This is a genomic window from Leyella stercorea (assembly GCF_021531355.1).
Taxonomy (GTDB): Bacteria; Bacteroidota; Bacteroidia; order Bacteroidales; family Bacteroidaceae; genus Prevotella.
Genome location: NZ_JADYTS010000001.1, coordinates 167,114 through 190,901, shown reverse-complemented (window position 1 = coordinate 190,901; position 23,788 = coordinate 167,114). Strand labels below are relative to the sequence as shown.

At 50.1% G+C, this 23,788-nt stretch carries 15 protein-coding genes; 9 read left to right on the top strand and 6 right to left on the bottom strand.

Annotated features, from left to right (window positions below):
* Positions 1-8: 8 nt before the first annotated feature.
* From I6E38_RS00735 to menC, 5 genes are read left to right on the top strand one after another with little or no spacing between them, the layout of a single operon-like run.
* Positions 9-1,064 (top strand): isochorismate synthase, encoded by a 1,056-nt coding sequence (locus I6E38_RS00735; RefSeq protein WP_235392179.1) that lies wholly within the window; start codon positions 9-11, stop codon positions 1,062-1,064.
* Positions 1,051-2,739, top strand: coding sequence for a 2-succinyl-5-enolpyruvyl-6-hydroxy-3-cyclohexene-1-carboxylic-acid synthase (gene menD / locus I6E38_RS00730; RefSeq protein ID WP_235392178.1), 1,689 nt, complete (start codon positions 1,051-1,053; stop codon positions 2,737-2,739). The genes I6E38_RS00735 and menD overlap by 14 nt, the downstream gene beginning before the upstream one ends.
* Positions 2,740-2,780: 41 nt before the next feature.
* Positions 2,781-3,608 (top strand): 1,4-dihydroxy-2-naphthoyl-CoA synthase, encoded by an 828-nt coding sequence (gene menB / locus I6E38_RS00725; protein ID WP_235392177.1) that lies wholly within the window; start codon positions 2,781-2,783, stop codon positions 3,606-3,608.
* A complete protein-coding gene (locus tag I6E38_RS00720; RefSeq protein WP_235392176.1) occupies positions 3,608-4,333 on the top strand; it encodes a ComF family protein in 726 nt (241 codons plus the stop codon). The genes menB and I6E38_RS00720 overlap by 1 nt, the downstream gene beginning before the upstream one ends.
* 32 nt (positions 4,334-4,365) lie before the next feature.
* Complete coding sequence (gene menC / locus I6E38_RS00715) at positions 4,366-5,397, top strand: o-succinylbenzoate synthase (RefSeq protein WP_235392175.1); 1,032 nt, start codon at positions 4,366-4,368, stop codon at positions 5,395-5,397.
* 139 nt (positions 5,398-5,536) lie between these two features.
* Here the strand turns inward: menC and xseB are convergent, their stop codons facing one another.
* The 6 genes from xseB to I6E38_RS00685 form a co-directional block, all read right to left on the bottom strand.
* Entirely contained in the window at positions 5,537-5,731 is a 195-nt protein-coding gene (gene xseB, locus I6E38_RS00710) for an exodeoxyribonuclease VII small subunit (protein WP_235392174.1), read from the bottom strand.
* Positions 5,732-5,733: 2 nt separating this feature from the next.
* Positions 5,734-7,038: an exodeoxyribonuclease VII large subunit gene (xseA, locus tag I6E38_RS00705; protein WP_235392173.1), complete on the bottom strand. Its 1,305-nt coding sequence runs from the start codon at positions 7,036-7,038 to the stop codon at positions 5,734-5,736.
* 16 nt (positions 7,039-7,054) lie between these two features.
* Positions 7,055-7,795, bottom strand: coding sequence for a nitroreductase family protein (locus I6E38_RS00700; RefSeq protein ID WP_235392172.1), 741 nt, complete (start codon positions 7,793-7,795; stop codon positions 7,055-7,057).
* A gap of 75 nt (positions 7,796-7,870) precedes the next feature.
* Positions 7,871-10,684 carry a S9 family peptidase gene (locus tag I6E38_RS00695; protein WP_235392171.1) on the bottom strand — a complete coding sequence of 938 codons (2,814 nt, stop codon included), beginning with the start codon at positions 10,682-10,684 and terminating at the stop codon, positions 7,871-7,873.
* A gap of 94 nt (positions 10,685-10,778) precedes the next feature.
* A complete protein-coding gene (locus tag I6E38_RS00690; protein ID WP_235392170.1) occupies positions 10,779-12,335 on the bottom strand; it encodes a RagB/SusD family nutrient uptake outer membrane protein in 1,557 nt (518 codons plus the stop codon).
* 33 nt (positions 12,336-12,368) lie between these two features.
* On the bottom strand, positions 12,369-15,569 hold the full coding sequence (locus tag I6E38_RS00685) for a SusC/RagA family TonB-linked outer membrane protein (RefSeq protein ID WP_367273464.1): 3,201 nt from the start codon (positions 15,567-15,569) through the stop codon (positions 12,369-12,371).
* A 645-nt stretch (positions 15,570-16,214) separates the two neighbouring features.
* On the opposite strand from I6E38_RS00685, the gene I6E38_RS00680 reads away from it, so the two are divergent.
* The 4 genes from I6E38_RS00680 (at position 16,215) to I6E38_RS00665 (ending at position 23,770) form a co-directional block, all read left to right on the top strand.
* On the top strand, positions 16,215-17,990 hold the full coding sequence (locus tag I6E38_RS00680) for a biotin/lipoyl-binding protein (RefSeq protein WP_235392168.1): 1,776 nt from the start codon (positions 16,215-16,217) through the stop codon (positions 17,988-17,990).
* Between the two features lie 9 nt (positions 17,991-17,999).
* Entirely contained in the window at positions 18,000-18,545 is a 546-nt protein-coding gene (locus tag I6E38_RS00675) for an HDIG domain-containing metalloprotein (protein ID WP_235392167.1), read from the top strand.
* A 76-nt stretch (positions 18,546-18,621) separates the two neighbouring features.
* Entirely contained in the window at positions 18,622-21,438 is a 2,817-nt protein-coding gene (locus tag I6E38_RS00670; protein ID WP_235392195.1) for a putative LPS assembly protein LptD, read from the top strand.
* A gap of 529 nt (positions 21,439-21,967) precedes the next feature.
* Entirely contained in the window at positions 21,968-23,770 is a 1,803-nt protein-coding gene (locus tag I6E38_RS00665) for a SusC/RagA family TonB-linked outer membrane protein (RefSeq protein WP_235392166.1), read from the top strand.
* Positions 23,771-23,788: the final 18 nt, after the last annotated feature.

Genomic DNA, 23,788 nt, shown 5'->3' with positions numbered 1-23,788 from the left:
AAGACAATATGAGTTTTGTATATTTCCGACTGCCCAACACCACACTCGTCGTTCACAACAAACTGAACGACGAGCCTGAAGAATTGTCAACGGCAGCCGAACTGAACGGACGAAGCGGATTTGTCATTGCACCTTTCGCCCCGTCGGACCACAAGCCCATACTGCTTGTACCAACCCAATGGGAAACAATCGAACCGTCGATACTGGAAACTCTTGTTTCTGCAAGCGACAATACGCAAATGTCGGCAAGCCTCAACTGCAGCGACAACAACGCTGAACGCAAGCAATACAACGCCGACTTCAATCGATTTCACGCAGAATTGAAGGCCGAACGCTTTGCCAAAATAGTTCTGGCACGCAGCTCACGACTCACAGCGTCAGCACACATAAGTGCACTGACGCTGTTCGCACGAGCCTGCCAACGCTATCCGCGCATGTTCATAGCGCTCTATTCAACCAAGCGCAGCGGCACATGGCTCGTAGCTACGCCCGAAACTCTGATTGGAGGACACTGCGGACAGATGCACACAATGGCTTTGGCAGGCACTATGCGACCCGGAACGGGCGAATGGAGCGAGAAGAACAAGCGCGAACAGAAATATGTAGAAACGTACATCACGGAGTGTGTGAAGCAATTCGCTGACGACATAACTGTAGAAGGACCTTACACTACGTATGCTGCCGACCTGCAACACCTGCGCTCCGACATACATTTCAGCATGAACGATGCCTCGCTCATAGGCAATGTGGTGGACGCCCTGCATCCTACGCCTGCCGTATGCGGCATTCCGAAGGACGAGACCAGGCGCTTCATCATCGACAACGAATCGCAACAGCGAGGCTACTACAGCGGTTTTGCCGGACCATTCAATCCCGACGGCGACACCCACCTGTTTGTAACACTCAGATGTATGCACATCGAGAGCGAGGCGGAAGACTCTGCCGTGTACCGGCTCTTTGCCGGAGGCGGACTGCTGGCAGACAGCACCGAGCAGGACGAATGGAACGAGACCGAAGCCAAGATGAATACTATAAGAAAACTATTCGACTATGTACAGCAATAAGGAAAACGTCAACATACTGACTTCGCTGCTCCTGGAATACGGTGTAAGCGACGCTGTGGTGTGCCCAGGCAGCCGCAACGCACCCATCGTGCACAACCTTAGCGTGTGTGAGGCAATACGCTGCCGACCCGTTACCGACGAACGTTCGGCGGTCTTCTATGCTCTCGGACTGGCTATAGCCACCAAACGGCCTACTGTAGTGTGCGTTACGTCAGGCTCGGCATTGCTCAACGCGATGCCGGCTGTGGCTGAAGCTGCCTATCAGCACGTTCCGCTTATAGTCATATCAGCCGACCGTCCGCAGCAATGGATTGACCAACTCGACGGTCAGACCATCCCCCAGCCAGACGCTCTCGGGCGCTTTGTGCGCAAGGCTGTGCAACTGCCCGAACCTCACAACGACGAAGAACGATGGCTGTGCCGTCGACTTGTCAACGAAGCCATGCATCTCGCTACGTGCCGACTGGGCGCACCCGTACACATCAACGTGCCTATCAGCGAACCGCTCTTTGAATTCAACATCGAGCAACTGCCCCAACTCAGCCGCTTCAACAACATCAAGCGTGCTGTTTTCAAGGACGCTTCGATGGATATGCCCGACGCTTTCCATGAGGCAAAACGCCCCATGATTGTGATTGGACAACTGGCTCACGGCACCGTTTCGCACGAGACAATACGCTCGCTGAGCGAAAAGTATGTGGTAATGAGCGAACCGCTGTCAAACCCTTCGTACATGACCATACACTTCGACGAGGCAATCAGATATATAGTCAGCGACAACAGCAGCATCAACGACGACGAAGACGACAAGACGGCATACTATCCCGACTACGTCGTCTACGTAGGCGACACGCTCGTAAGCAAACCCGCACGTCACTTTCTGCGCAATACCAAGGCTCCGTCGTGCCTCATCACGCCCGATGCAGCAGACATTCACGACCCACTTATGACGCTTACCGACATCGTAGAATGCGATACCGATAGTATTAACGCATTGCTTGCAAGTCTGTGCGAGGCAACTGACAATGACGAGCGATGCCGATTCCACGACCGCTGGCAGTCGTTCCTCGACGCATGTGCAGCTCATGCAGATGCCTATACACCCGAATACTCGCAGATGGCGACTGTGAAATATTTTGAAGAGCAGCTTGCCGACCTCGACATAGATATATGCGTACATTACGCCAACAGCTCAGCCGTGCGCCTGGCGTGCATCTATGCGCAGCATTATGTATGGTGCAACCGTGGAGTAAACGGCATTGAAGGCTCGCTGTCAACAGCTGCAGGATTCTCGCTTGCTACGCACGACATGACGGTTTGCGTGATAGGCGACCTGAGTTTCTTCTACGACCAGAATGCTCTTTGGAACTCCAATCTGCGCGGCAATCTTCGTATCATACTGCTCAACAATCGCGGTGGCGGAATATTCCGACAACTGCCAGGACTCAGCGACAGTCCGGCTGCCGACGATCTGGTCATGGCAAGCCACGAAAACACGGCTCAAGGCATCTGCACCCAAAACGATATAGGCTACCTATCGGCAAAAAACATGGACGAAATGCAGATTGGCGTCGTGACATTGCTTACACGCGAGAGCGAACGACCTATGCTGCTCGAAGTATTCACCGACAGCAACGACGACGTAAAGGCGCTTGAAAAATACTTCAAGCTGTAAAGGATTGTAATGTAAATATTCAATAAACCCAAATAAGAACAATGGAAAATAGAGAATGGAAGAAGATCGAAGGCTTCGACTTCAAAGAAATATTGTTTGACGAATACAACGGTATCGCCAAGATAACAATCAACCGTCCGCGCTATCGCAACGCCTTCACACCTCGCACTACATGGGAGATGTCGCAGGCTTTTGCATGGTGTCGCGAGGCTCAGCGCATCAGTGTGGTCATCCTTACCGGTGCCGGCGACAAGGCATTCTGCTCGGGTGGCGACATGCACGTGAAGGGTCGTGGAGGATATGTAGGCGACGACGGTGTGCCACGCCTCAACGTGCTCGACGTGCAGAAGCAGATACGCTCGCTGCCAAAGCCCGTCATCGCTATGGTCAACGGCTATGCCATTGGTGGTGGACACGTGCTTCACCTCATGTGCGACCTCACAATCGCCAGCGACAACGCCATCTTCGGACAGACCGGACCTAAGGTAGGCTCGTTCGACGCAGGTTTCGGTGCCAGCTATCTGGCTCGCATCGTGGGTCAGAAGAAGGCTCGTGAAATATGGTTCCTGTGCCGTCAGTACTCAGCCTTTGAGGCAGAGCGCATGGGAATGGTAAACAAGGTTGTGCCGTTCGACCAGCTTGAAGACACCTGCGTAGAATGGGCACAGATCATGATGGAGCGTTCGCCACTGGCACTGCGCATGATCAAGGCAGGACTCAACGCCGAACTCGACGGTCAGGCTGGTATACAGGAACTGGCAGGCGATGCCACCATGCTCTACTACATGCTCGACGAGGCTCAGGAGGGTGGCAAGGCTTTCCTCGAAAAGCGTAAGCCCGACTTCAGCAAGTTTCCTAAACTGCCTTAATGAAAAGTCAGACAGTCATAACGAAGCGGCTGCTCACTCTCTGGCGCAGCATTATCGACATGATAGCACCGCGTGCCTGCGAAATGTGCGGCACCCGGCTTGCTATCAACGAACGACTTGTGTGCACCACATGCAACGCTCTGCTGCCACGCACTGACGACGCTTCTTCGCCCTACGACAACCATACTGCACGGCGGTTGTGGGGACTGGTGCCTGTGGAGCGATGTGCTTCGTTTGTGAAGTTTCATCCACACACACCGTTTGCCAACCTCATCTACCGACTGAAGTATGGCGGACGCGACGACATTGGCGAGGAAATAGGACGTATGATGGCTGCCGACTATATGCCATCGGGATTCTTCGACGGCATCGACGCTATCGTGCCGATGCCACTACACAAAAGACGCCGACGTGAACGTGGATACAACCAATGCTATGAGGTGGCACGCGGCATAAGCGAACTGACTCATATACCGGTGCGTGAGGACATTGTTGAGCGCGTGCGTTACACCCAAAGCCAGACACTGACAAAAGCTACATCACGCTCAACAAACGTAAGCGGTGCATTCGCCCTGAAACAAGGCAAACATCCGAGCGGCTTGCACATACTGCTCATCGACGACATCATCACCACTGGAGCCACCCTAAGCACTTGCGCAACGGAAATAGCGAAGCTCGAAGATGTGAAGATAAGCATTATGACTATAGGACGCACCGAAGACTGATACACCCCACACATCAAACAACAATAAGAATAATGAGATACAAGATAAGCATCACGCCGCGCACACTGCACTTCAAGCAACCTGCCGGAACTTCGCGCGGAGTTTACAACACACGCAAGTCGTGGTTTGTAGAGATTGAGGACAGCGAGCGTCCGGGATGCAAGGGCGTGGGCGAATGTGCTCCTCTGCCCGACCTTAGTTGCGACGCACGTCCCGAATACGAGAAGACATTGGAGTCGGTCTGCCGTATGATAGAACTGACGGGCAACGTCAACTACGAAATGCTGCGCCCCTACCCTTCCATTCTCTTCGGCATAGAGACAGCCATGACCGACCTGCAGAACGGCGGAAACGGTCTGCTCTTCGACACTCCTTTTGCACGTGGCGAGGAAGGTATAACAATAAACGGACTGGTATGGATGGGCAGTCACGACGAGATGCTTGCCCGACTGGAATCGAAAATGAAAGCAGGATTCCACTGCGTAAAACTGAAAATAGGTGCTATCGAATTCGATAGCGAGCTTGACCTGATACGTCATATACGCCAGGCTTTCACAAAAGAACAGATAGAATTGCGTGTCGATGCCAACGGCGGATTCACATTCGAAGATGCGCCAAGCCGACTCGACCAGCTGGCACGCTACGACATCCACTCAATAGAGCAACCCATACGCCAGCATCAATGGGCGCGTATGGCGCAACTGTGCGCAATATCACCTATACCTATTGCTCTCGACGAAGAACTGATAGGCGTGAACATGCCAGGAATGAAGCAGGAACTGCTCGACACCATACGTCCGCAATACATAATACTGAAACCGTCGCTGCACGGCGGAATAAGCGGCACACGCGAATGGATAGACATGGCGCACCAACGTGGCATAGGCTCGTGGATAACGAGTGCGCTTGAGAGTAATGTCGGACTCAACGCCGTGGCACAATTGGCAGCCGACGTATATGGTCCCAACATCAGTATGCCACAAGGTCTGGGCACCGGTATGCTATTCACCGACAACATCGAAATGCCCCTCACTATACGTGGCGAGAAGCTTTGGCGTTTATAGGAGTTTTGAATTTTGAGTTTTGAGTTTTGAATTGTTCTCGGCTACGCCTGCGATTGTGAATTATTCAATTTTGAATTAAACACTTAACGCCCAACACTCAACACCTAACATTCAACACTCAACATTCAACATTCAACACTCAACACTTCTCATCCAGCACTGCCTTTATCTCGGCGTCGGTCTTGGTGAGCTTGTCCTTGCACAACTTTATAAGCTTCTGCGCTGTCTTCAACTGCTCGCAGAGCGAGTCAATGTCAAGCTCACCATTCTCCATCTTATCGGCAATGGACTGCAACTGGTTCATTGCCGTTTCATATTTCATTTCTCTTGCCATAATCATTTGTTTTTGGTTACTACCGAAGTGAATTTTCCTTTCTCAACACGCGTTTCCACGACAGCCCCTTCGGGCAGTTCGGCTGCATTGCGCACGGCATGTCCGTTGTATGTGGTGATGCTGTAGCCACGCTGCAAAAGCCGCTCAGGATTGACTGCCTCAACACGCTGTTCGATGAGTTGCAGACGATGACGGGCATCCACAAGTTGCCTGTTGACAGCCGACTGCAGCTTAGCCTGCAAGCTGTCTATCTGCATCAGTGCCGTAGCTATGCGTCGCTGAGTGGCAGCCTCGATGCGTCGCGACAGCATATCAACACGAGCCTCCTCCTTGGTCTTTACCAATGAGAACATCACTGGTATGCGAGTCGAGAGCGACTCCACCCTGACACGTTCGTGCTGCATGCGTCGCTGCATGCAGTCGACAATACTTTGGCGTGCCGCATCAATCATAGATTCGGTGCGAGCGAGGTTGTCAATGAGCAACTGTGCAGCCGCTGTAGGCGTCTTGACACGTGTATGTGCCACCATATCGAGAACACTCTCGTCGCGGTCGTGACCAATACCCGTTATGACGGGAAGCGGGAAGTTGGCAACATTCTCAGCCAACGCAAGTGTGTCGAAGCCCGAAAGGTCGCTCGTTGCACCTCCACCACGTATTATCACCACCACGTCGAAGCTGTCGTGACGGCTGTATATGCGATTGAGAGCGGCAATGACGCTACGCTCCACAGCCTCGCCCTGCATCGTAGCAGCAAACAATTCCACATTATATATATAATGCGCACTGTTGTCGGCAAGCTGACGACAGAAGTCGCCATAGCCTGCAGCCCCGTCGCTCGACACCACAGCAATGCGCTGGGCAAACATCGGAAGAGTAAGCTCACGCTGAAGGTCGAACACTCCTTCGGCCTTCAGCTGAGCCACTATCTGCTGACGTCGACGAGCAAGGTCGCCCATCGTATATTCGGGATTGATGTCGGACACTATCCATGAGAACCCATAGGCAGCATGAAACTGAGCATGCACGCTCAACATCACTTTCATTCCGGCGTGCAACCGCTGTCCGGTGATGCGCTCGAACATAGGTCGGAGCATACTCCATCGTGATGCCCAACACTTGGCAGAGGCCTTGGCAATGGGCGTGTTTGAGAGTTCGTCCTTCTCGACAAGCTCCATATAGCAATGGCCGCGCACCTCCCGAAGTTCGGAAAGTTCAGCCACCACCCAGTAGTCGCCCGGCATGTCGATGTCGATGAGCGAAGCTACGATAGAGTTGAGTTCATATAGGGATAATGTCTTAGTCATTACGTCGTTGTTATCATTACTTCAGAAAACCCTGCTTGCGCAACACGTCCATCAGTCCAGCCGACATTGCCTCGTTGTCCTTCTTGGTGTAGCGACAGTCGGTGAACACCTGAGCGAGTGTCTGCTTGTTGTTGATGCGGCAGAACTCCTTGCTCTCCTCCAAAGCCTCTTTCTCGGCATAGAAGCTGTCGATGCTCGCGGGGGTATAGTCGTGATAGGTCTCGTTGTGCATGATAGCGTCGAGCGGAAGGCGGTCGGTCAGTTCGGGCTGCTCGTCGGGCCATCCCAACGTGATCGTTGCTACCGGCACCACAAGCTCGGGCAGCTGCAATGTGTCGATAATCATCTGCGGCATGTAGACCGTTGTGCCCAGGAAGCAGCATCCCAATCCCTCCTCCTCAGCCAGATTGCAGAATGTCTGGCAGAAGAGCAGAGCGTCGGTGGCTGCATTCTGATACGACAGCATATTGTCATAACCCGGCACAGCCTGGCGGTTGTTGCACCATACGGAGGTGCGGCGAGTGTCGGCGCAGAACGTCAACACTACAGGTGCCTCGGTGACCATAGGCTGATTGAAATGAGCAGGAGCCAGACGGCGCTTCATCTCGTCGCTGCGAGTCACCACAACACTGTAGAACTGCAGGTTGCCCATAGTCTGCGTGCGCTCAGCCTCAGCCAGCAATCGGCGCAACAGTTGGTCGTCTACGGGTCGGTCGGCATAACGGCGTATGCTGCGACGTGTGTTTATTGTCTTCATATGTATTCTGTTTTATGTGTATATGTATAGGCAAAGGTACACAAAAAAACTTATTTCAAACGTCAACTTGCCGTTTTATTCAGTGAGTTCAGTACCAAGATACTGTCCCTTGCGTGTAGCCGGCACTCCATACTTCATCCATGCTGGCTCGGGCGCACCCTTCATATAGTAGTCGAAGAACTGCTGCAAACGTATGCTCAAGTCCTTGCAGTTGCGACGCTCCACAAGGTTGTGCTCCTCGCGATTGTACTGCAACATCCACACAGGCTTGCCCAATCGACGCAACGCCATGAAGTACTCAATGCCTTGATACCATGGCACGGCACCGTCGTTGTCGTTGTGCATGATGAGCAACGGTGTCTCCACACGGTTAGCACCGAACAGCGGAGAGTTTTCAAGATACAGGTCGAGTCCGCCCTTGTCCCAAAGGGTTGCACCGATTCGGCTCTGTCCGTGTTCGTACTGCATCTGTCGACACACACCCGAACCCCAACGTATACCGCCATAGGCTGATGTCATATTGCTCACGGGCGCTCCAGCTCCGGCTGCGCAGAACATATTAGTGCGTGTAACGAGATAGGCAGTCTGATAGCCTCCCCAGCTTTGTCCCTGAATAGCCATTCGTGTGCTGTCGATGAAGTTGAACTGGCTGCACATAGCCTTGGCACCTGACACGATACAGTTGTATGCACTCTCGCCCGGATGCCCTACCTTATATACTATGTCCGGAACGAACACTACGTACCCGCGACTGCAATAGAAGGCAAGGTTGACAGTTGAACGACTCGGACGCGGGTCGATATGATTGTAAAGCGTCTCCGAACGTTTCTCGTAGAAGTAAATCATCATTGGCAACTTGGTTCCCGGCTCAATGCCTTCGGGCACATAGAGCAGTCCGTCGAGCGGAGTACAGTCGTAAGCCTTCCAGTGTACCAGCTGGGCATGTCCCCATGAGTATTGCTTCATCTGCGGATTGATATCGCTCACACACTTCTCATGTGCAAAAGCAGCATCGCTCACGTGCATGTTATAGGCATTGCTGAAGTTGCCTTTCTGATAAGCCACCACATCGGCAGCCCCTGCCTTATACACGTTTACGTAACTGAAGGTGTCAAGCACATTCAGACGGTATGAGTTGTTGTCGTTGACACGCACCGTGGCAAATCCGTTCTTCTTCGTAGTCTCGTCGAAAGCAGTCATATAGAGCAGTGCATTCTCGTCGACTGCGTCCTTATTGGTCCACAGCTTTGAGAGGCGTGGAGCGTGGCGGTCGTACACACGATGACGTAGCTGGATGTTCGACTTGCGTCCGTTGCCATTGGTAAGGTTCTGGAATCCATTGCCATCGGGATTGAATTTCCACACATCGTAGCGGTCGCTGATAAGCACGCTCTGGTCGGCATTGGTCCATAATGGGTCGGTATCATACGGTGGCGGGAAATTAGGATGGTCGTCGGTCTCGTCGTAGAAGTTCACGCCGGTCTGACGAGTCAGGTTCACCGTCTTCCCACTTGCCACATTATAGCAGTAATAAGCCGAATCGCTCAGGTTGTACCAGAGGACATACTTGCCGTCTGGCGACGACATTGCCATTGCATTAATCTTCTCGGCAATGCTGACGCGCTTGCCCGTGTTGACATTCACCAACGAGATGTCCTTGAACTCATCGTCGTCCCACTGCGACTGTATGTAGTATTTGGTCTTGTCTTGCGACAGTGCCCACTCCGAATTGCCCTGATTCATCACAGTCACTCTGTCCCACATGGCAGTTGTGAGCGGAACAATCTGATTGGGATCCGACAGATTGATTACGCTAAGATAAGTCTTGCGCTTGGCATTGGCTACATTCACCTTCTGCTGCGGCTGTATCTGATAGTCCTTATAGTTCCAGATATCCACCTGCGCTGTCTCAACATCAATGATGCTCGAATCATTAGGCGCGATATACGGTGCCACACCTATGAGCACACGCTGTCCGTCTTGCGAGAACTCGGGAGCACTGTTCTCGTTGAGTCCCCATCCGCTTGGCAGATTGCGGCTGTAGCCTTGCGGTATAATCTCGCTCGACAGCCCGTTGTTCACATAAAAGAGCGAGCAATGCTTGTTGCCTGTAGTGATGGTATCGGTAGAAGCAAGGAACACTATCTTACTGCCGTCAACGCTATATCGAGCACCGCCGTAGTACTTCTTTCCCTGCGAGAGCACCGACATGGTCATTGTAGGCAAGTCGTAGACAGTTGCCGACGACTTGAGTTTCTTGTTCTTCTTGTCGGGATTCACCAGTACCGTCATGCTGCTTGCGTCGGCATTGATAGCATATTCCGACACATTCTTCACCTCGGTCTGCTTGCCAGTGAGTGTATTCACCACAACAAGCACATCACCATCGAGGCGTTCGCGCGCAGCCTTCTTCTTGTTCTTATTGGGCTTGCGCGAATGGATGTAAGCCACCACATCATTGTTTTCAATACCCGTCTTGTACGACTTGATGCGCTCGTACTTGCTGATGGTCCATTCGTCGAAATTGATTATGGCAAGCGAATCCTTCGGCATCTTGTCCTTCTTCACCTTGCGTTTTCGGGCATTGCGTATCTCGGCATATGGAGCCTTTATCAGTACGCACGCAGTGCGGTTGTTTGTAGCGATGTTGGCCTTATAGCCACGTGGCAACAGGAGCTCGCTTCCGTCGCTCAGTCGTCGCACCACCAGCTGACCGTTGCCCTCCTGCGGATTCACTTCGTACAGAAGGTATCGTCCGTCGGAAGTCATCTGTGTGTTGGCAATACTTTTCCATCCGTCGTATACCGTATGGTCCAACGGTTTCTTTTGGGCATATGCCATTAAGCAAGTAGCCAGACACAGGCCCAGAGTCAACAATTTTCTTTTCATGTTATCATTAGTTATTATTAACGAGAAAAGGGGGAGTGCCACCACGACACGCCCCCACGGGTTCTAATTAAATTATAAATTCACCAATTGCCCATTACTCCAACGGGCTTGAGATAGCTGTATTATAGTCAATCTCCTTGTTAGGAATCACCCATGTCCAACCATTGCTGTCCTGAGGATTGATAGTAACAGCAAACTGTTTATGGAAGCTACCACCATGAGACGCATCGTGGCGCACGATAGGCAATCCCCAACGCTTGTAGTTGAACCAGTCGCGACCCTCGCCGAACATCTCTATACGGTAATAGAGACGTACCTCGTCGAGCAAGTCCTGACCTGTCTTTGTACAAACATAATTTGGATCACGACCCGAATCGTGGTTGAGATTACACAACAATCCCTGTGCTTCGCTTTCCTTACCAGGCATATGGCAGTAAGCCTCAGCCTCAATAAGATACATTTCGGAAGCGCGGAAAAGAGCAAACTCGCCTACACCAGGCTGTGCCTGTACAAGATGCTTGAACGACATGTAGGCAAATACCTTAGTAGTACCAAACAACTTGCCTGCAAAATCCTTTCTTGCACGTTTAGTCATAGCTTTACCTGCCAATCCTGTAGCAGGATCGTAGCTTTCACCCTCCATAGGAGCGAGGAACATACCGCGACGAACATCAGTTTCTGGAATCTGATCGTACAATTCCTTGCTGATTGCTACCGGATAGTTACGGCAAATATTGGCACTTGAGTTAGACGACTCAAAAGCAAAGAACTGGTAGAAATAAAGAGTCTCCTCCTCAGTGCTAAACACATTCCATATCCACTCGTCGTTGTCAGCACTGAATCCGCTTTCAGGATAATCTTTACCAGATAAGAGCGGATGACCCTCGCGCGCCATTCTGGCATACTTGGCTGCAGTAGCCCAATCCTCACGATGAAGGGCTGCATAGGCGTATACAGCATAGGCAGCATTAATATTGGGCAGATGCTTCTCGTCCTTGCCACGGTCAATACCGCACTCAGTGTAGTACTTTATCGCTTCGTCAAGATCCTTATATATCTGCTCATAGCACTGAGCCTGAGTAGATGTAGGCAACTCGTCCTTCGACTCGTCAATGCGCAATACCACGCCACGCGAACTGCCATTGTTGCTGTCCATCCATCGCTTAGAGTACAGCTGCAGCAACTGCGAATAACAATAGGCACGGAAAGTAAGTGCCTGGGCCTTCAAGAATGCTTTCTCATTGTCAGTGCCAGCAGCATCGTCAGTACGACAGATTACAGAATTGGCATTGCCAATCACCTTGTAATAATAGAACCAAGGATAATAGTCGTACAAAGAAGTTGAACGCTCCAGGAACAGGCTGTTGATGATAGACGACCATCCTGTAAGATTGCTCTTCTGGTAGTCGTTGCCAGGATAGTTGCCATACCATGTACGTATTGTACCCTCACCATTACATCCCTGCTGACCCAGATACTGTTTGGTCATAAGCCTTGACAGACCATTGACAGCCAACTTTACATTGTCGGTAGTTTCGAAGATAGTACCCGTACTGGCTGATGAGTTCGGCTGTAGTTCAAGATAATCGCTACTACATGAAGCTGTGAGCATCAATGCACAAGCCGATAATATATATAATGCTTTTTTCATTGTTGCAAGATTTTAATGTCAGTGAAAAAAAAATTAGAACTTAACATCCAGACCAACTGTGAACACGCGTGGTGTCACAAGATAGTTGTACTGGAAACCGCTGAATCCCTGCTGCGGGTTGAGACCTCTACGCTTGGTGCTGGTGAAAGCATTCTCGCAAGCGAAGTTGAAGCGTACCGACTCAAGGGTAAGAGCTTTAACCCATGCCTTTGGCAATGAGTAGCTCATATTGATGTTCTTCAAAACAATATAGTTGGCACTGGTAATCCATCTTGAAGATGTTCCGTTGTTGTCAGAGCTTGTAGTACTGTTGACCTGCGGAATGCCACCATACCATATACGGTTGGGCGAATCTTCAGTCATGCCTTCAGGAACACCATTCCAAGAGTTAAGGATATCCTTGTGGTTGTTATAGGCTGAAGTACCTGTAGCCATAAGTCCTGCATATACACCATCATATATCTTGCCACCCAATGAATAAGTGAACATAGCCGACAGGGTAAGGTCGCGGAATCTCACAGATGGTGTGAAACTGCCATATACCTTAGGAATGGCTGAGCCTTGGAATTCCTTAATGGCATATGTAGTGTTGTTCACATAGTACTTATCGCCGATATGAACGGTCTTCGAGGTGATGTCACTGCCTTTGGGGTTGCCGATTACAGTTCCGTCGGCTGCCTTAACGCAGTAGTCCTCAAGGTTTGCCTTGTACAGAGAGTTACCTGTCATCTGGTCGACACCTACGTATGTGTAAGTATAGAACTCGTAACGGCTCTTGCCCTCAATAATCTTCTGTGCTCCAGAGATGATACCATCCTTGTTCTGCTCTGGCAACTCGATAATCTTATTCTTGATGAACGAAGCATTGGTTGCGAAGTTAACAGTCCAATCACGACTCTTGTAAATATCGACATCGGTATTGATCTCGATTCCTCGGTTAGAAATCACGCCCAAGTTCTTGGTGATAGTAGATTCTGCCGAGCTTGAAGATGTAGCACCTGCTGATAGAGGCAGATATACATCGAAGAGAAGGTCCTTGTTGCGCTTGTCGAAGTATTCAACACTGATGTTCCAACGGTTGAAAAGACGAGCATCAACACCAAAACCAAACGACTGTCCTGTCTCCCACTTAAGTTCGGAGTTGGCAAGCTGTGTAAGATAATATGCACCGCTGTTGTGGTTCTGATCGGCTGCATAGAGTGCCAAATAAGAGTAGTAGCCAGCACCTGCGTCATTACCTACCAAACCGTAGTCGGCACGTATCTTCAAGTTGTCGACCCATTCTATTGGCTTCATGAATTCTTCCTTAGAGATAACCCAGTTGGCACCGATACTGCCGAAGTTACCCCAGCGGCTGTCCTTATGGAAGCGTGACGAACCGTCGCGACGGAACGAAGCCTCAAGATTGTACTTCTCCTTATAGTCATAGCGTACACGACCCAGATAGCTCTCTGTACGATAACGGTCGCTGTAGCCGTCGCCCGATGTCAGGTTGTTGAAGTTGCTCAGGTTGTCCTTACCCTCAAATGTCTGATTGGTCTTATAAATATATGTATAGTCATAGAAGTAGCTGTAGTTCTCATGACCGAGCAATACGCTTACGTTGTGGTCGCCAAACTTGTGGTTCCAGTTGAGCTGCTGTTGGAAAGTCCAGTTCTTGTAGCGATAAATGCTTCGTGACGAACGACCATTGTTACCCTTACCGTTACCGATAATGGCATTGTCGTATGAGCGATACTCCTGATTGCGCACGTTCATCTCGCCCTTAACAGTAAATGTGAAGTCGTTGAGGAACTTGAAGTCCATGTATGCAGAACTCTGAAGAGTGTTGCGGAATGTACGGCTCTTGTTCAAGAGGTTCTCCCAAATCACATGGCGGTCGGCATACTGGTTACGTGTCTGTATTACAGAGCCATCATCAGCTGTGTACTGTCCGGGGTCAAACTGTCGGTTGCCCGATGCGTCCAGACGATAAGTACCGTCAGCATTGTGCAAGTGTACAGGATAGATAGGCGAAATATTGCGGCAATACATAAATACGTTGGTGAAAGAATTTGCATCATCACCGCTTGTAGAATTTGTCTTCTGGTGGCTACCCGCAATTGTAAAGCCTGTATTGAACCAATTTCTCGGACGGAAATTCAAAGCAGCACGACCTGTAAGACGGTTGAAGTCAGAATTGGTTACATAACCCTTCTCGTCAAGATAGCCAACAGAGAAGTAATAGTCGCTCTTAGAAGAGGCATGGCTTCCACTGAAGCTGTACTCCTGACGATAGCCACTACGCACAGCCTCGTCATACCAATCAAGGTCTTCGGCATAGCCGTCGAGTATGCGTGCATCAGAAACAAGCTTACCATTGGCATCGAACAACTGGTCGTTTGCCTTGTTGTAGATGTTGAGATAAAGTCTTTCCTTGATAAGGTTGTTAGTAGCATAAGCATTAGCTGTAGCCATATCGTCACCAGCAGTAATACGAGCATTACGCATATTCAGCCAGTTGGTCTCCATAAATTCGTTGGCATTGAGCAAGTCATACTCCTTGATACCACGTGAGTATGTACCCTGATTAATCTTCAGGTTGAAGCTCATACGGTCGCCCTTACCACGCTTAGATGTGATAAGAATAACACCGTTAGAAGCACGGTTGCCGTAGAGGGCGCACGAAGCAGCGTCCTTCAACACTGTGATACTCTCAATATCACTTGAGTTAAGATCGGAAATGTTACCACCGAAAGGTACACCGTCGAGCACATAGAGAGGACTTGAAGAACCATTGACGGTGCCAAATCCACGAATACGGATTGTAGCCTCTGAACCCGGCTGACCGTATGTACTGTTAATCTGAACACCCGAAGTAGAACCCTCAAGAGCAGAAGTAACGCTCGACACCGGTCGAACCTCAATCTGCTTGCTGTCTACCTGCGATACGGCACCGGTAAGTGTCGACTTCTTGGCAGCACCATACGCCACCTGCACCAACACTTCATCAAGAGCCTTAGAGTCATTTTCAAGTATTACACGCATGTTCTGACGAGCCATAACAGTTCTTGTCTTCATACCGATGTATGAAATTACAAGTTTTGTACCTGACTTAACATTCTTAAGACTGAACCGACCATACATGTCGGTAACAGCCCCATCATTGGTGCCTTGAACTTTAACAGACGCACCTACAACAGGAGTCTCGTCTTCAATTGAAAGTACTGTACCCGTAATAACGGATTGAGCCATCGCTTTACCCCCCCCAAACAATAAGCTGGCGAAGCAAAGGATTAAAAATGCTAATCTTTTTTCCATAAGCTCTCTCTATAAATTAGTATTAATAATGAGGATTCGGTTAGTATTCGTAAGTATTTAGGATTGATTTACAAATATTTCGATTTTATTTCGCAAATATAGCGATAATGTAAATACGAAGCAAGTAAATGTTTAACAAAAGATAAAAATTCACGTATTTTCTACCAACACACCTTACAAATCGAACAACAAAAGTATCAATAACGTATGTTTTTCGATGTTATACTAACATAATGAAACATTATTACTTATTTTTTATACATAAGTAAACCTACTTTAAACAAAAAGTTTAAAATACAACAACCACTATCATCCGGCAAGTTTCAGATTGTTATCTATCATTCATTTTGCCCTGACAAATAGCACAGTTGCTTTGACATTAACACTTAACATTTAACACTTAACATTACTAAAAATCGTTCCGTAATACCTATGATTTGGATTTTTTTCCCTAATTTTGCATATTTGAAAGACTATGCCTATGTATCACAGACGTTTATGTTGCGCATATCAGGGTGCATTCTTTCGTATATAGAATAAGGTAATCAACGAAAAATCTATAATAATAAAATAATAGAGATGAAAAAGAAAATCCAGTTCAGTCTCGTTTATCGAGATATGTGGCAGTCTTCTGGCAAGTTCCAGCCACGCAAAGACCAGTTGGAGCGCATCGCTCCCGTTATCATCGAGATGGGTTGTTTCGCCCGTGTTGAAACCAACGGTGGTGCCTTTGAGCAGGTAAACCTTCTCGCCGGCGAGAATCCAAACGATGCTGTGCGCGCCTTCTGCAAGCCTTTCAACGAGGTAGGCATCAAGACCCACATGCTCGACCGTGGTCTCAACGCTTTGCGTATGTATCCCGTGCCCGACGACGTTCGCGCCCTTATGTATAAGGTAAAGGCAAAGCAGGGTACCAACATCACACGTATCTTCGACGGACTGAACGACGTTCGCAATATCATCCCCAGCATCAAGTGGGCTAAGGAAGGCGGCATGACTCCGCAGTGTGCACTGTGCATCACCAACTCTCCTGTTCACACACTGGAATACTACATGAACATCGCCGACCAGGTGATAGCAGCCGGTGCAGAGGAAATCTGCTTGAAGGATATGGCAGGTATCGGCCAGCCCGCATTCCTCGGCAAGCTGACAAAGATGATCAAGGACAAGTATCCTGAAATCATCATCCAGTATCACGGTCACTCAGGTCCTGGCCTCTCAATGGCTTCTATCCTTGAGGTGTGCAACAACGGTGCCGACATCATCGATACAGCTATCGAGCCGTTGTCATGGGGTAAGGTTCATCCGGACGTAATCTCTGTAATCAGCATGTTGAAGAACGAGGGCTTCGAGGTTCCCGAAATCAACATGTCGGCATATATGAAGGCCCGTGCTCTCACTCAGGAGTTCATCGACGAGTGGCTCGGATACTTCATCAACCCCGGCAACAAGATCATGTCATCGCTTCTGCTCGGTTGCGGTCTGCCTGGCGGTATGATGGGCTCTATGATGGCCGACCTCGGCGGTATGCGCACCACTATCAACAACGTACGCAAGAAGAAGGGCGAGGACGAGCTCTCTATGGACGACCTCCTCATCAAGCTCTTTGACGAGGTAGAGTATGTATGGCCGCGCGTAGGCTATCCTCCACTGGTGACACCGTTCTCGCAGTATGTCAAGAACATCGCACTGATGAACCTCCTCACCATCGAGCAGGGCAAGGGCCGCTTCGTGATGATGGACGAGTCGATGTGGGGTATGATTCTCGGCAAGTCGGGTAAGATACCTGGCACTATTGACCCAGAGCTCGTTGAGCTTGCACAGAAGCAGGGTCGCGAATTCACCGACGTAGACGCTCACACATTGCTCACCGACGCTCTCGACGACTTCCGCAAGGAGATGGACGAGAACGGATGGGAGTATGGTCAGGACGACGAAGAGCTCTTCGAGCTTGCCATGCATCCGGAGCAGTATCGTAACTATAAGAGCGGTCAGGCTAAGAAGAACTTCCTTGCTGACCTCCAGAAGCTAAAGGACGCCAAGCTCGGTGCCAACCTTTCACCCGAACAGCTCAGCGCCTACAAGCACGCTAAGGCCGACGCAATCGTTGCTCCGGTTAAGGGCGACATCTACTGGGAGTTCTCAGGCGAGGGCGAGTGCGCTCCTACTGTCGAGCCGTTCATCGGCAAGGAATACAAGGAGGGCGACATCCTTTGCTACATCCAGGCTCCTTGGGGTGAGTTCGTTGAAGTGCCCGCAGCTTTGGGCGGCAAGATTGTTGAAATCAACGCAAAGCGCGGCTCAAAGGTATCGAAGGGCGACGTTATCGCCTACATCGAGCGTGAGCACGAGTAAACATGAAATATGTACCAACAGATTATTGACAAATACTATGGAGGATGCGGTGCACTGCGCCACATCCTCCTTACTCATAGCGAATCGGTGGCGCAACGTGCGCTACGGATTGCTGCTATGCACCCCGAACTAAACATCGACACCGACTTTGTACGCAATGCAGCCATGCTGCACGACATAGGAATCGTACGTGTCGACGCACCCGGCATTGAGTGCCACGGCACCGAGCCATACATACGACACGGCGTGTGCGGAGCCGAAATGCTGCGCGCCGAGGGTCTGCCCGAAAGCTACGCACGAGTGTGCGAACGACACACCGGAGCCGGACTCACACTCAATGACATCGTGTCGCAAAACCTGCCTCTGCCCCACCACGATCTCCAGCCCGAAACCATTGAGGAGAAACTCATCTGCTATGCCGACAAGTTCTTCTCGAAGACACGTCTCGACCGCGAGAAGACAATAGAACAGGCAGAGAAAAGTCTAAGCAAATTCGGCGGCGAAACACTTGCACGCTTTCGCGAGATGAAACGTATGTTTGAGCCGGATTTGTAATAACACATAATAATATACAGCAAAATTGAGAACCAAGACCGTCATAGCCCTTCTTTTGTGTGCCGTCATCTTCGTGATGGCTGCTGCCGACATGCCTTACTCACAACGCAAGAAAGTGCGCAAGGCTACCTCAAGCGACACCACAGCCGTGGCATCCGACTCCATTAAGGACAGTATAGCCACAATCATGCGCGACTCGTTAGGACGCGAGATTGTCGACACCACAAAGATGGACTCACTGCAACTTGCAATATATCACCACAACCGCGCTATCGACGATTCCATTCGTCTCGACTCAATCAACCGCCAGCGTGCCAACGGCATCAACTCGCCAGTACAGTATGAAGCTTCCGACTCACTCGTATACAACGCCAAGTCGAAGACAGCACTGCTATACGGACAGTCGAAGGTGAAATATGAGAACATGGACCTCGAAGCCGAGAAGATACACATGAGCCTCGACTCGTCGCTCGTACATGCCACCGGAACACGCGACACTACCGACTCTACCGGACACACGCTGGTGGGTACTCCCGTGTTCAGCATGGGACAGGACAAATACGAGAGCGACACCATGGCTTTCAACTTCAAGACAAAGAAGGGTCTTATTTCGAAAGTATATACACAGCAGGAAGACGGTTTTCTGCAAAGCGAAATATCAAAGCGTAGTGCCAACGGCGACGTATACCTGCAGCACGGCCGCTACACTACCTGCGACAAGAAGCATCCCGACTTCTACATTGCTCTATCGCGTGGTAAGGTGCGCCCGGGCAAGGACGTAACCTTCGGTCCGGCTTATCTCGTTGTGGCTGATGTGCCGCTGCCATTGGCTATTCCTTACGGATTCTTCCCGTTCACCAAGAGCTATTCGTCGGGATTCATCATGCCAACATACGGCGACGAGAGCGCCCGCGGATTCTACCTGCGCGACGGCGGCTACTACTTTGCCATCAACGACAAGTGGGACCTCAAGCTCCTCGGCGAAATATACACAAAGGGCTCGTGGGGACTGTCGGCAGCAAGCAACTACAACAAACGCTACCGCTATTCAGGCAGCTTCTTCCTGAGCTATCAGAACACTAAGACCGGCGACAAGAACATGCCCGACTATTCGGAGCAGAAATCGTTCAAGGTGCAATGGAGTCATCGTCAGGATGCCAAAGCCAACCCGTACAGCTCGCTCTCGGCAAGTGTCAACTTCGCCACATCGAGCTACGAGCGCAACAACCTCAACTCACTGTATAACCCACAGACACTGTCGCAGTCGACACGTACATCATCTGTATCGTGGAGCACAACATTCTCAAGCATCGGACTCTCGCTCAGCTCTACTGCCAACCTCTCGCAGAACATGCGCGACTCTACATTGTCAGTAACGCTGCCCGACCTCAATATCTCGCTCTCGCGATTCTATCCATTCAAGCGCAAGCACGCAGCTGGCGATGAACGTTGGTATGAGAAGATTTCGATGTCGTACACCGGACAGATATCCAACCGCATCGACACCAAGGAAGACCGCTTCCTCAAGTCGAACCTGATAAAGGACTGGCGCAACGGATGGAACCACTCTATTCCAATCAGCGGTAACTTCACACTGTTCAACTATATCAACGTGTCGCCATCGTTCAACTTCCAGGACCGCATGTACACGCACAAGATTATGCGCTCGTGGGACGAGACCGCACAAAAAGAGGCGTGCGACACCATATACGGATTCAACAACGTATACAACTATAACATGTCTATCAGTGCGTCGACAAAGCTCTACGGTTTCTTCACTCCGAACCGCAAAATATTCGGCGACAAGATTCAGACCATACGCCACGTCATCACCCCGAGCGTAAGCTTCAGCTATGCACCTGACTTCGGACAGGGACGCTACGGCTATTATAAGACCTATCAGAAGACCAATGCCGACGGTTCGGTCGACCTCGTTGAGTATTCGCCCTACGAAGGACAGCTCTACGGCGTGCCAGGCAAGGGCAAGACGGGCAACATCTCGTTTGATATCGCTAACAATGTCGAGATGAAGATAAAGAGCGACAAGGACAGTACGGGTATCAAGAAGATATCGCTCATCGACGAACTCGGTCTGGCTATGAGCTACAATCTCGCTACCGACTATCACCCGCTGTCTGACCTGACAATGCGCATACGACTGAAGTGGTGGAAGAACTACACGTTCAACATGAATGCCGTATTCGCATCGTATGCCTACGAGCTGGACAAGGACGGCAAGCCTTACGTAGGCAACCGCACCCTTTGGGGAATGGGCAAGTTCGGACGCTTCCAGGGTACATCGCAGAACTTCTCATTCACGCTTACACCAGAGAAGTTAAAGAAATGGTTTGGAGGCGGCGATGACGAGGAAGACAAGAAGAAAAAAAGCAACAAGGACGATGAAGACGGCGTTGATACAGACATCGAATCAAATGTCGACGACACTATGGTAGAAGGCCAACGCGGCGCAAAGAAGAGCGGAGGCGGCAAGGCTGAGACTGATGCCGACGGATATATGCGATTCAACATGCCATGGTCGCTCACATTCGGCTACGGTATCACAATGCGCGAGAATACCAGCGGCAAGTTCAACACCAAGTCGATGCGCTATCCATACAAGTTCTCACAGAACCTGAACTTCAGCGGCAACCTGCGTCTGAGCGATGGATGGAACATCTCGTTCTCTTCTGGCTACGACTTCGACCAGCACAAGATGTCAATGACTACAGCGTCGCTGCAACGCGACCTGCACTGCTTCAATATGTCATGCTCGGTGGTTCTGGCTCCGTACACAAGCTACAACTTCTCGTTCAGATGCAACGCAGCTACTCTGACCGATGCGCTCAAATATGACAAACGCTCGGGATACAGCAACGCTGTACAGTGGTACTAATGCAAATCTTCACCTTTCAAGGTTGAATACATATCAATTGGGTAGGAGGTAAATGTTATTCATAAAAGGCATTTACCTCCTATTTTCACATTTACCGACCTCCCACACCACCGTACGTGCCGTTCGGCATACGGTGGTTTCGTGCTTTTACACCTTACGGTGTGTGGCAAGTTGTTTTCAGCCATCCCTTCGAGATACGTCACTTCTATTCTATTGTCGGATTCCGTCCTATCGTGTGAATAGAGAATACCTCATCTTCACCATGCGTTCATGAGACCTCCTCGGATAAGGGCATTATCTTTCCACATTATACCTACTTCATTTTTTCGCAAGCTCAAGGAAACTCCACCAACCATTCCGAATAGCTATGGGACTTTGATAACAAATTGTGAAAGAACAACATAAATCACCTGACAAAATGGTGTTCAGATACCCATTTTTAGGTATAATTATCATTTTATTTATTTTTTTTTGCATCAGCTATATGATTTTTGTAACTTTGCAAGCATAACTTTAATAACACAACAGAGTGCTTTCACATTTTCGATTATCATTACTCTTGATATTTTGGGGTGCTACGCTTGGCGTGAAAGCCAGCGTAAAAGACTCGTTGCGCCTTGGCGTAACAGACAGAATACTGACATCAGAGATGATGGAACGCGTCAGTGCACGCGATGTCTGGACTGCCATCCGCACGCTGGATGCCTCCACTTACGATAATCCCGAATTACTTATAGACGGTGTCCGTATGCCGAAGTCAGCCCTCGTAGGCATCACTGTCGGCGAGGTCTCTGAGGTGAGAATCATCAGAGACGCTATCAGACTGGCGCAATTAGGAATCCATGGCGGGAAAGGCGCTGTGGAAATAGTCACTAAGAAGTATGGAAAAGGACCGCTAGGCCTTAGCTATAAGGCTGACATACAGGCAGGAAAGCCCTACGACGGCAGCGACGGCACCATGAAAGGGGCAGAGCATTGGCTCACTGCCGACGGGGGCGATGACAATGTAGGCTATCGCTTTACTGCCATCTATGACCCTGGTACGGAAACGAAAGCCAAGGGAACGGACCGTATTCAGATGCGTTCATATATAGGTTACAGGCGCAATGCGCTGTCCATCAGCAATGACCTGCAATATGGAAACTATGGAATCCACGAGACATTCAATGATGATGACACGGACAAAACCCGCTTTTCCACGCTTACCGACAGGGTGAGAGCCACGCTTAATCTCATGCCGGGACTGGAAATGGTGGGCTATTTCTCTTTCCTGCGTCAGGAAGTGAGGCGCGATGTGTTCCTTTCACCCTATTTCCCTGTGTTCAAGGACGAAGACAACCTGCGCAACAAAGGCACTTATGACATAATGCGCGAGACGACGATGACCTACGACGGCGGACTGAAGCTCGCTTATCAGAAGGCAATGACTGGCGGACACACTCTCCTTGCCTCTGCAGGAGTAAGCCTTTACAGTGGAGAAAGGGGAGGAGAATCATACGCCGGACGAGGAATACTGAATGACATACTCAACTATGTATCATTTACCCAGACCTATGACACGCTGCGTAAACCTACGGCAGTGAGGGACTTCGAGCGCACATTGCAGTGCATGGCAAACGTGGGCTACGACTATCAGGGACGCTACAGCGCCACGATGAACGTGACAATGAACCGCTCTTCCCTCCTTTCACCGAAGCATCGCAACGAGGTATATTGGGCTGCCGACCTGGGATGGAACATCAGCAGGGAGGCATGGATGGCTGAAAGCGGGATTGATTGCCTCAGACTTTCTCTCGGTTTGGGAAGAAGTGCCACGGTGCCTTACAGTTACAAGGCTTTTACTCCGATGTATTCCAACATCACCAACGAGACATACATATATAATTACTATCAGACGGGGGCACAACTGCAGGGCTATTACGATGAGAATATCCGTCCAGACGCAGTGACACGCGGTCTGTTGTCGCTCGACTTTGAAGCCAAAGGATGGCATCTTAATGCTTCAGGCATGCGTGCAGAGTCCACAAATATGCTCTATGGCGATGTGGGCAAGACGCTGAAGGGTAAGAACTGGACGGCAAGTGCATCGCTTTCTGCCGCTTATGATGATGTAAGGGAGATGCTTGCAGGCATGGTTATCTACGGACAATGGCACCGCTGGACAGCTTCAGCATCCTTCTTCACCGATAATTGGGAGACCAATAGGTTGCAGAGCATCCAGATAGGCTACGCGTTTCCATCGCTCTGGCGCTTTGTCAAAGGTGGTATGGTGCGCCTCAGTGGTGAGGAAAATTGCCATAGGGCTTGCCTTACAGTGGAAGCTAAATTCTAAAAGGGAAAACGAAATCCA

What these genes read in the sequence shown, in the direction of transcription:
- I6E38_RS00690 (WP_235392170.1), bottom strand. Translation starts at nt 12,335, where the DNA reads ATGAAAAAAGCATTATATATATTATCGGCTTGTGCATTGATGCTCACA.
- menD (WP_235392178.1), top strand. Translation starts at nt 1,051, where the DNA reads ATGTACAGCAATAAGGAAAACGTCAACATACTGACTTCGCTGCTCCTG.
- I6E38_RS00680 (WP_235392168.1), top strand. Translation starts at nt 16,215, where the DNA reads ATGAAAAAGAAAATCCAGTTCAGTCTCGTTTATCGAGATATGTGGCAG.
- xseA (WP_235392173.1), bottom strand. Translation starts at nt 7,038, where the DNA reads ATGACTAAGACATTATCCCTATATGAACTCAACTCTATCGTAGCTTCG.
- menB (WP_235392177.1), top strand. Translation starts at nt 2,781, where the DNA reads ATGGAAAATAGAGAATGGAAGAAGATCGAAGGCTTCGACTTCAAAGAA.
- I6E38_RS00735 (WP_235392179.1), top strand. Translation starts at nt 9, where the DNA reads ATGAGTTTTGTATATTTCCGACTGCCCAACACCACACTCGTCGTTCAC.
- xseB (WP_235392174.1), bottom strand. Translation starts at nt 5,731, where the DNA reads ATGGCAAGAGAAATGAAATATGAAACGGCAATGAACCAGTTGCAGTCC.
- I6E38_RS00700 (WP_235392172.1), bottom strand. Translation starts at nt 7,795, where the DNA reads ATGAAGACAATAAACACACGTCGCAGCATACGCCGTTATGCCGACCGA.
- I6E38_RS00675 (WP_235392167.1), top strand. Translation starts at nt 18,000, where the DNA reads ATGTACCAACAGATTATTGACAAATACTATGGAGGATGCGGTGCACTG.
- menC (WP_235392175.1), top strand. Translation starts at nt 4,366, where the DNA reads ATGAGATACAAGATAAGCATCACGCCGCGCACACTGCACTTCAAGCAA.
- I6E38_RS00720 (WP_235392176.1), top strand. Translation starts at nt 3,608, where the DNA reads ATGAAAAGTCAGACAGTCATAACGAAGCGGCTGCTCACTCTCTGGCGC.
- I6E38_RS00670 (WP_235392195.1), top strand. Translation starts at nt 18,622, where the DNA reads ATGGCTGCTGCCGACATGCCTTACTCACAACGCAAGAAAGTGCGCAAG.
- I6E38_RS00685 (WP_367273464.1), bottom strand. Translation starts at nt 15,569, where the DNA reads ATGGCTCAATCCGTTATTACGGGTACAGTACTTTCAATTGAAGACGAG.
- I6E38_RS00695 (WP_235392171.1), bottom strand. Translation starts at nt 10,684, where the DNA reads ATGAAAAGAAAATTGTTGACTCTGGGCCTGTGTCTGGCTACTTGCTTA.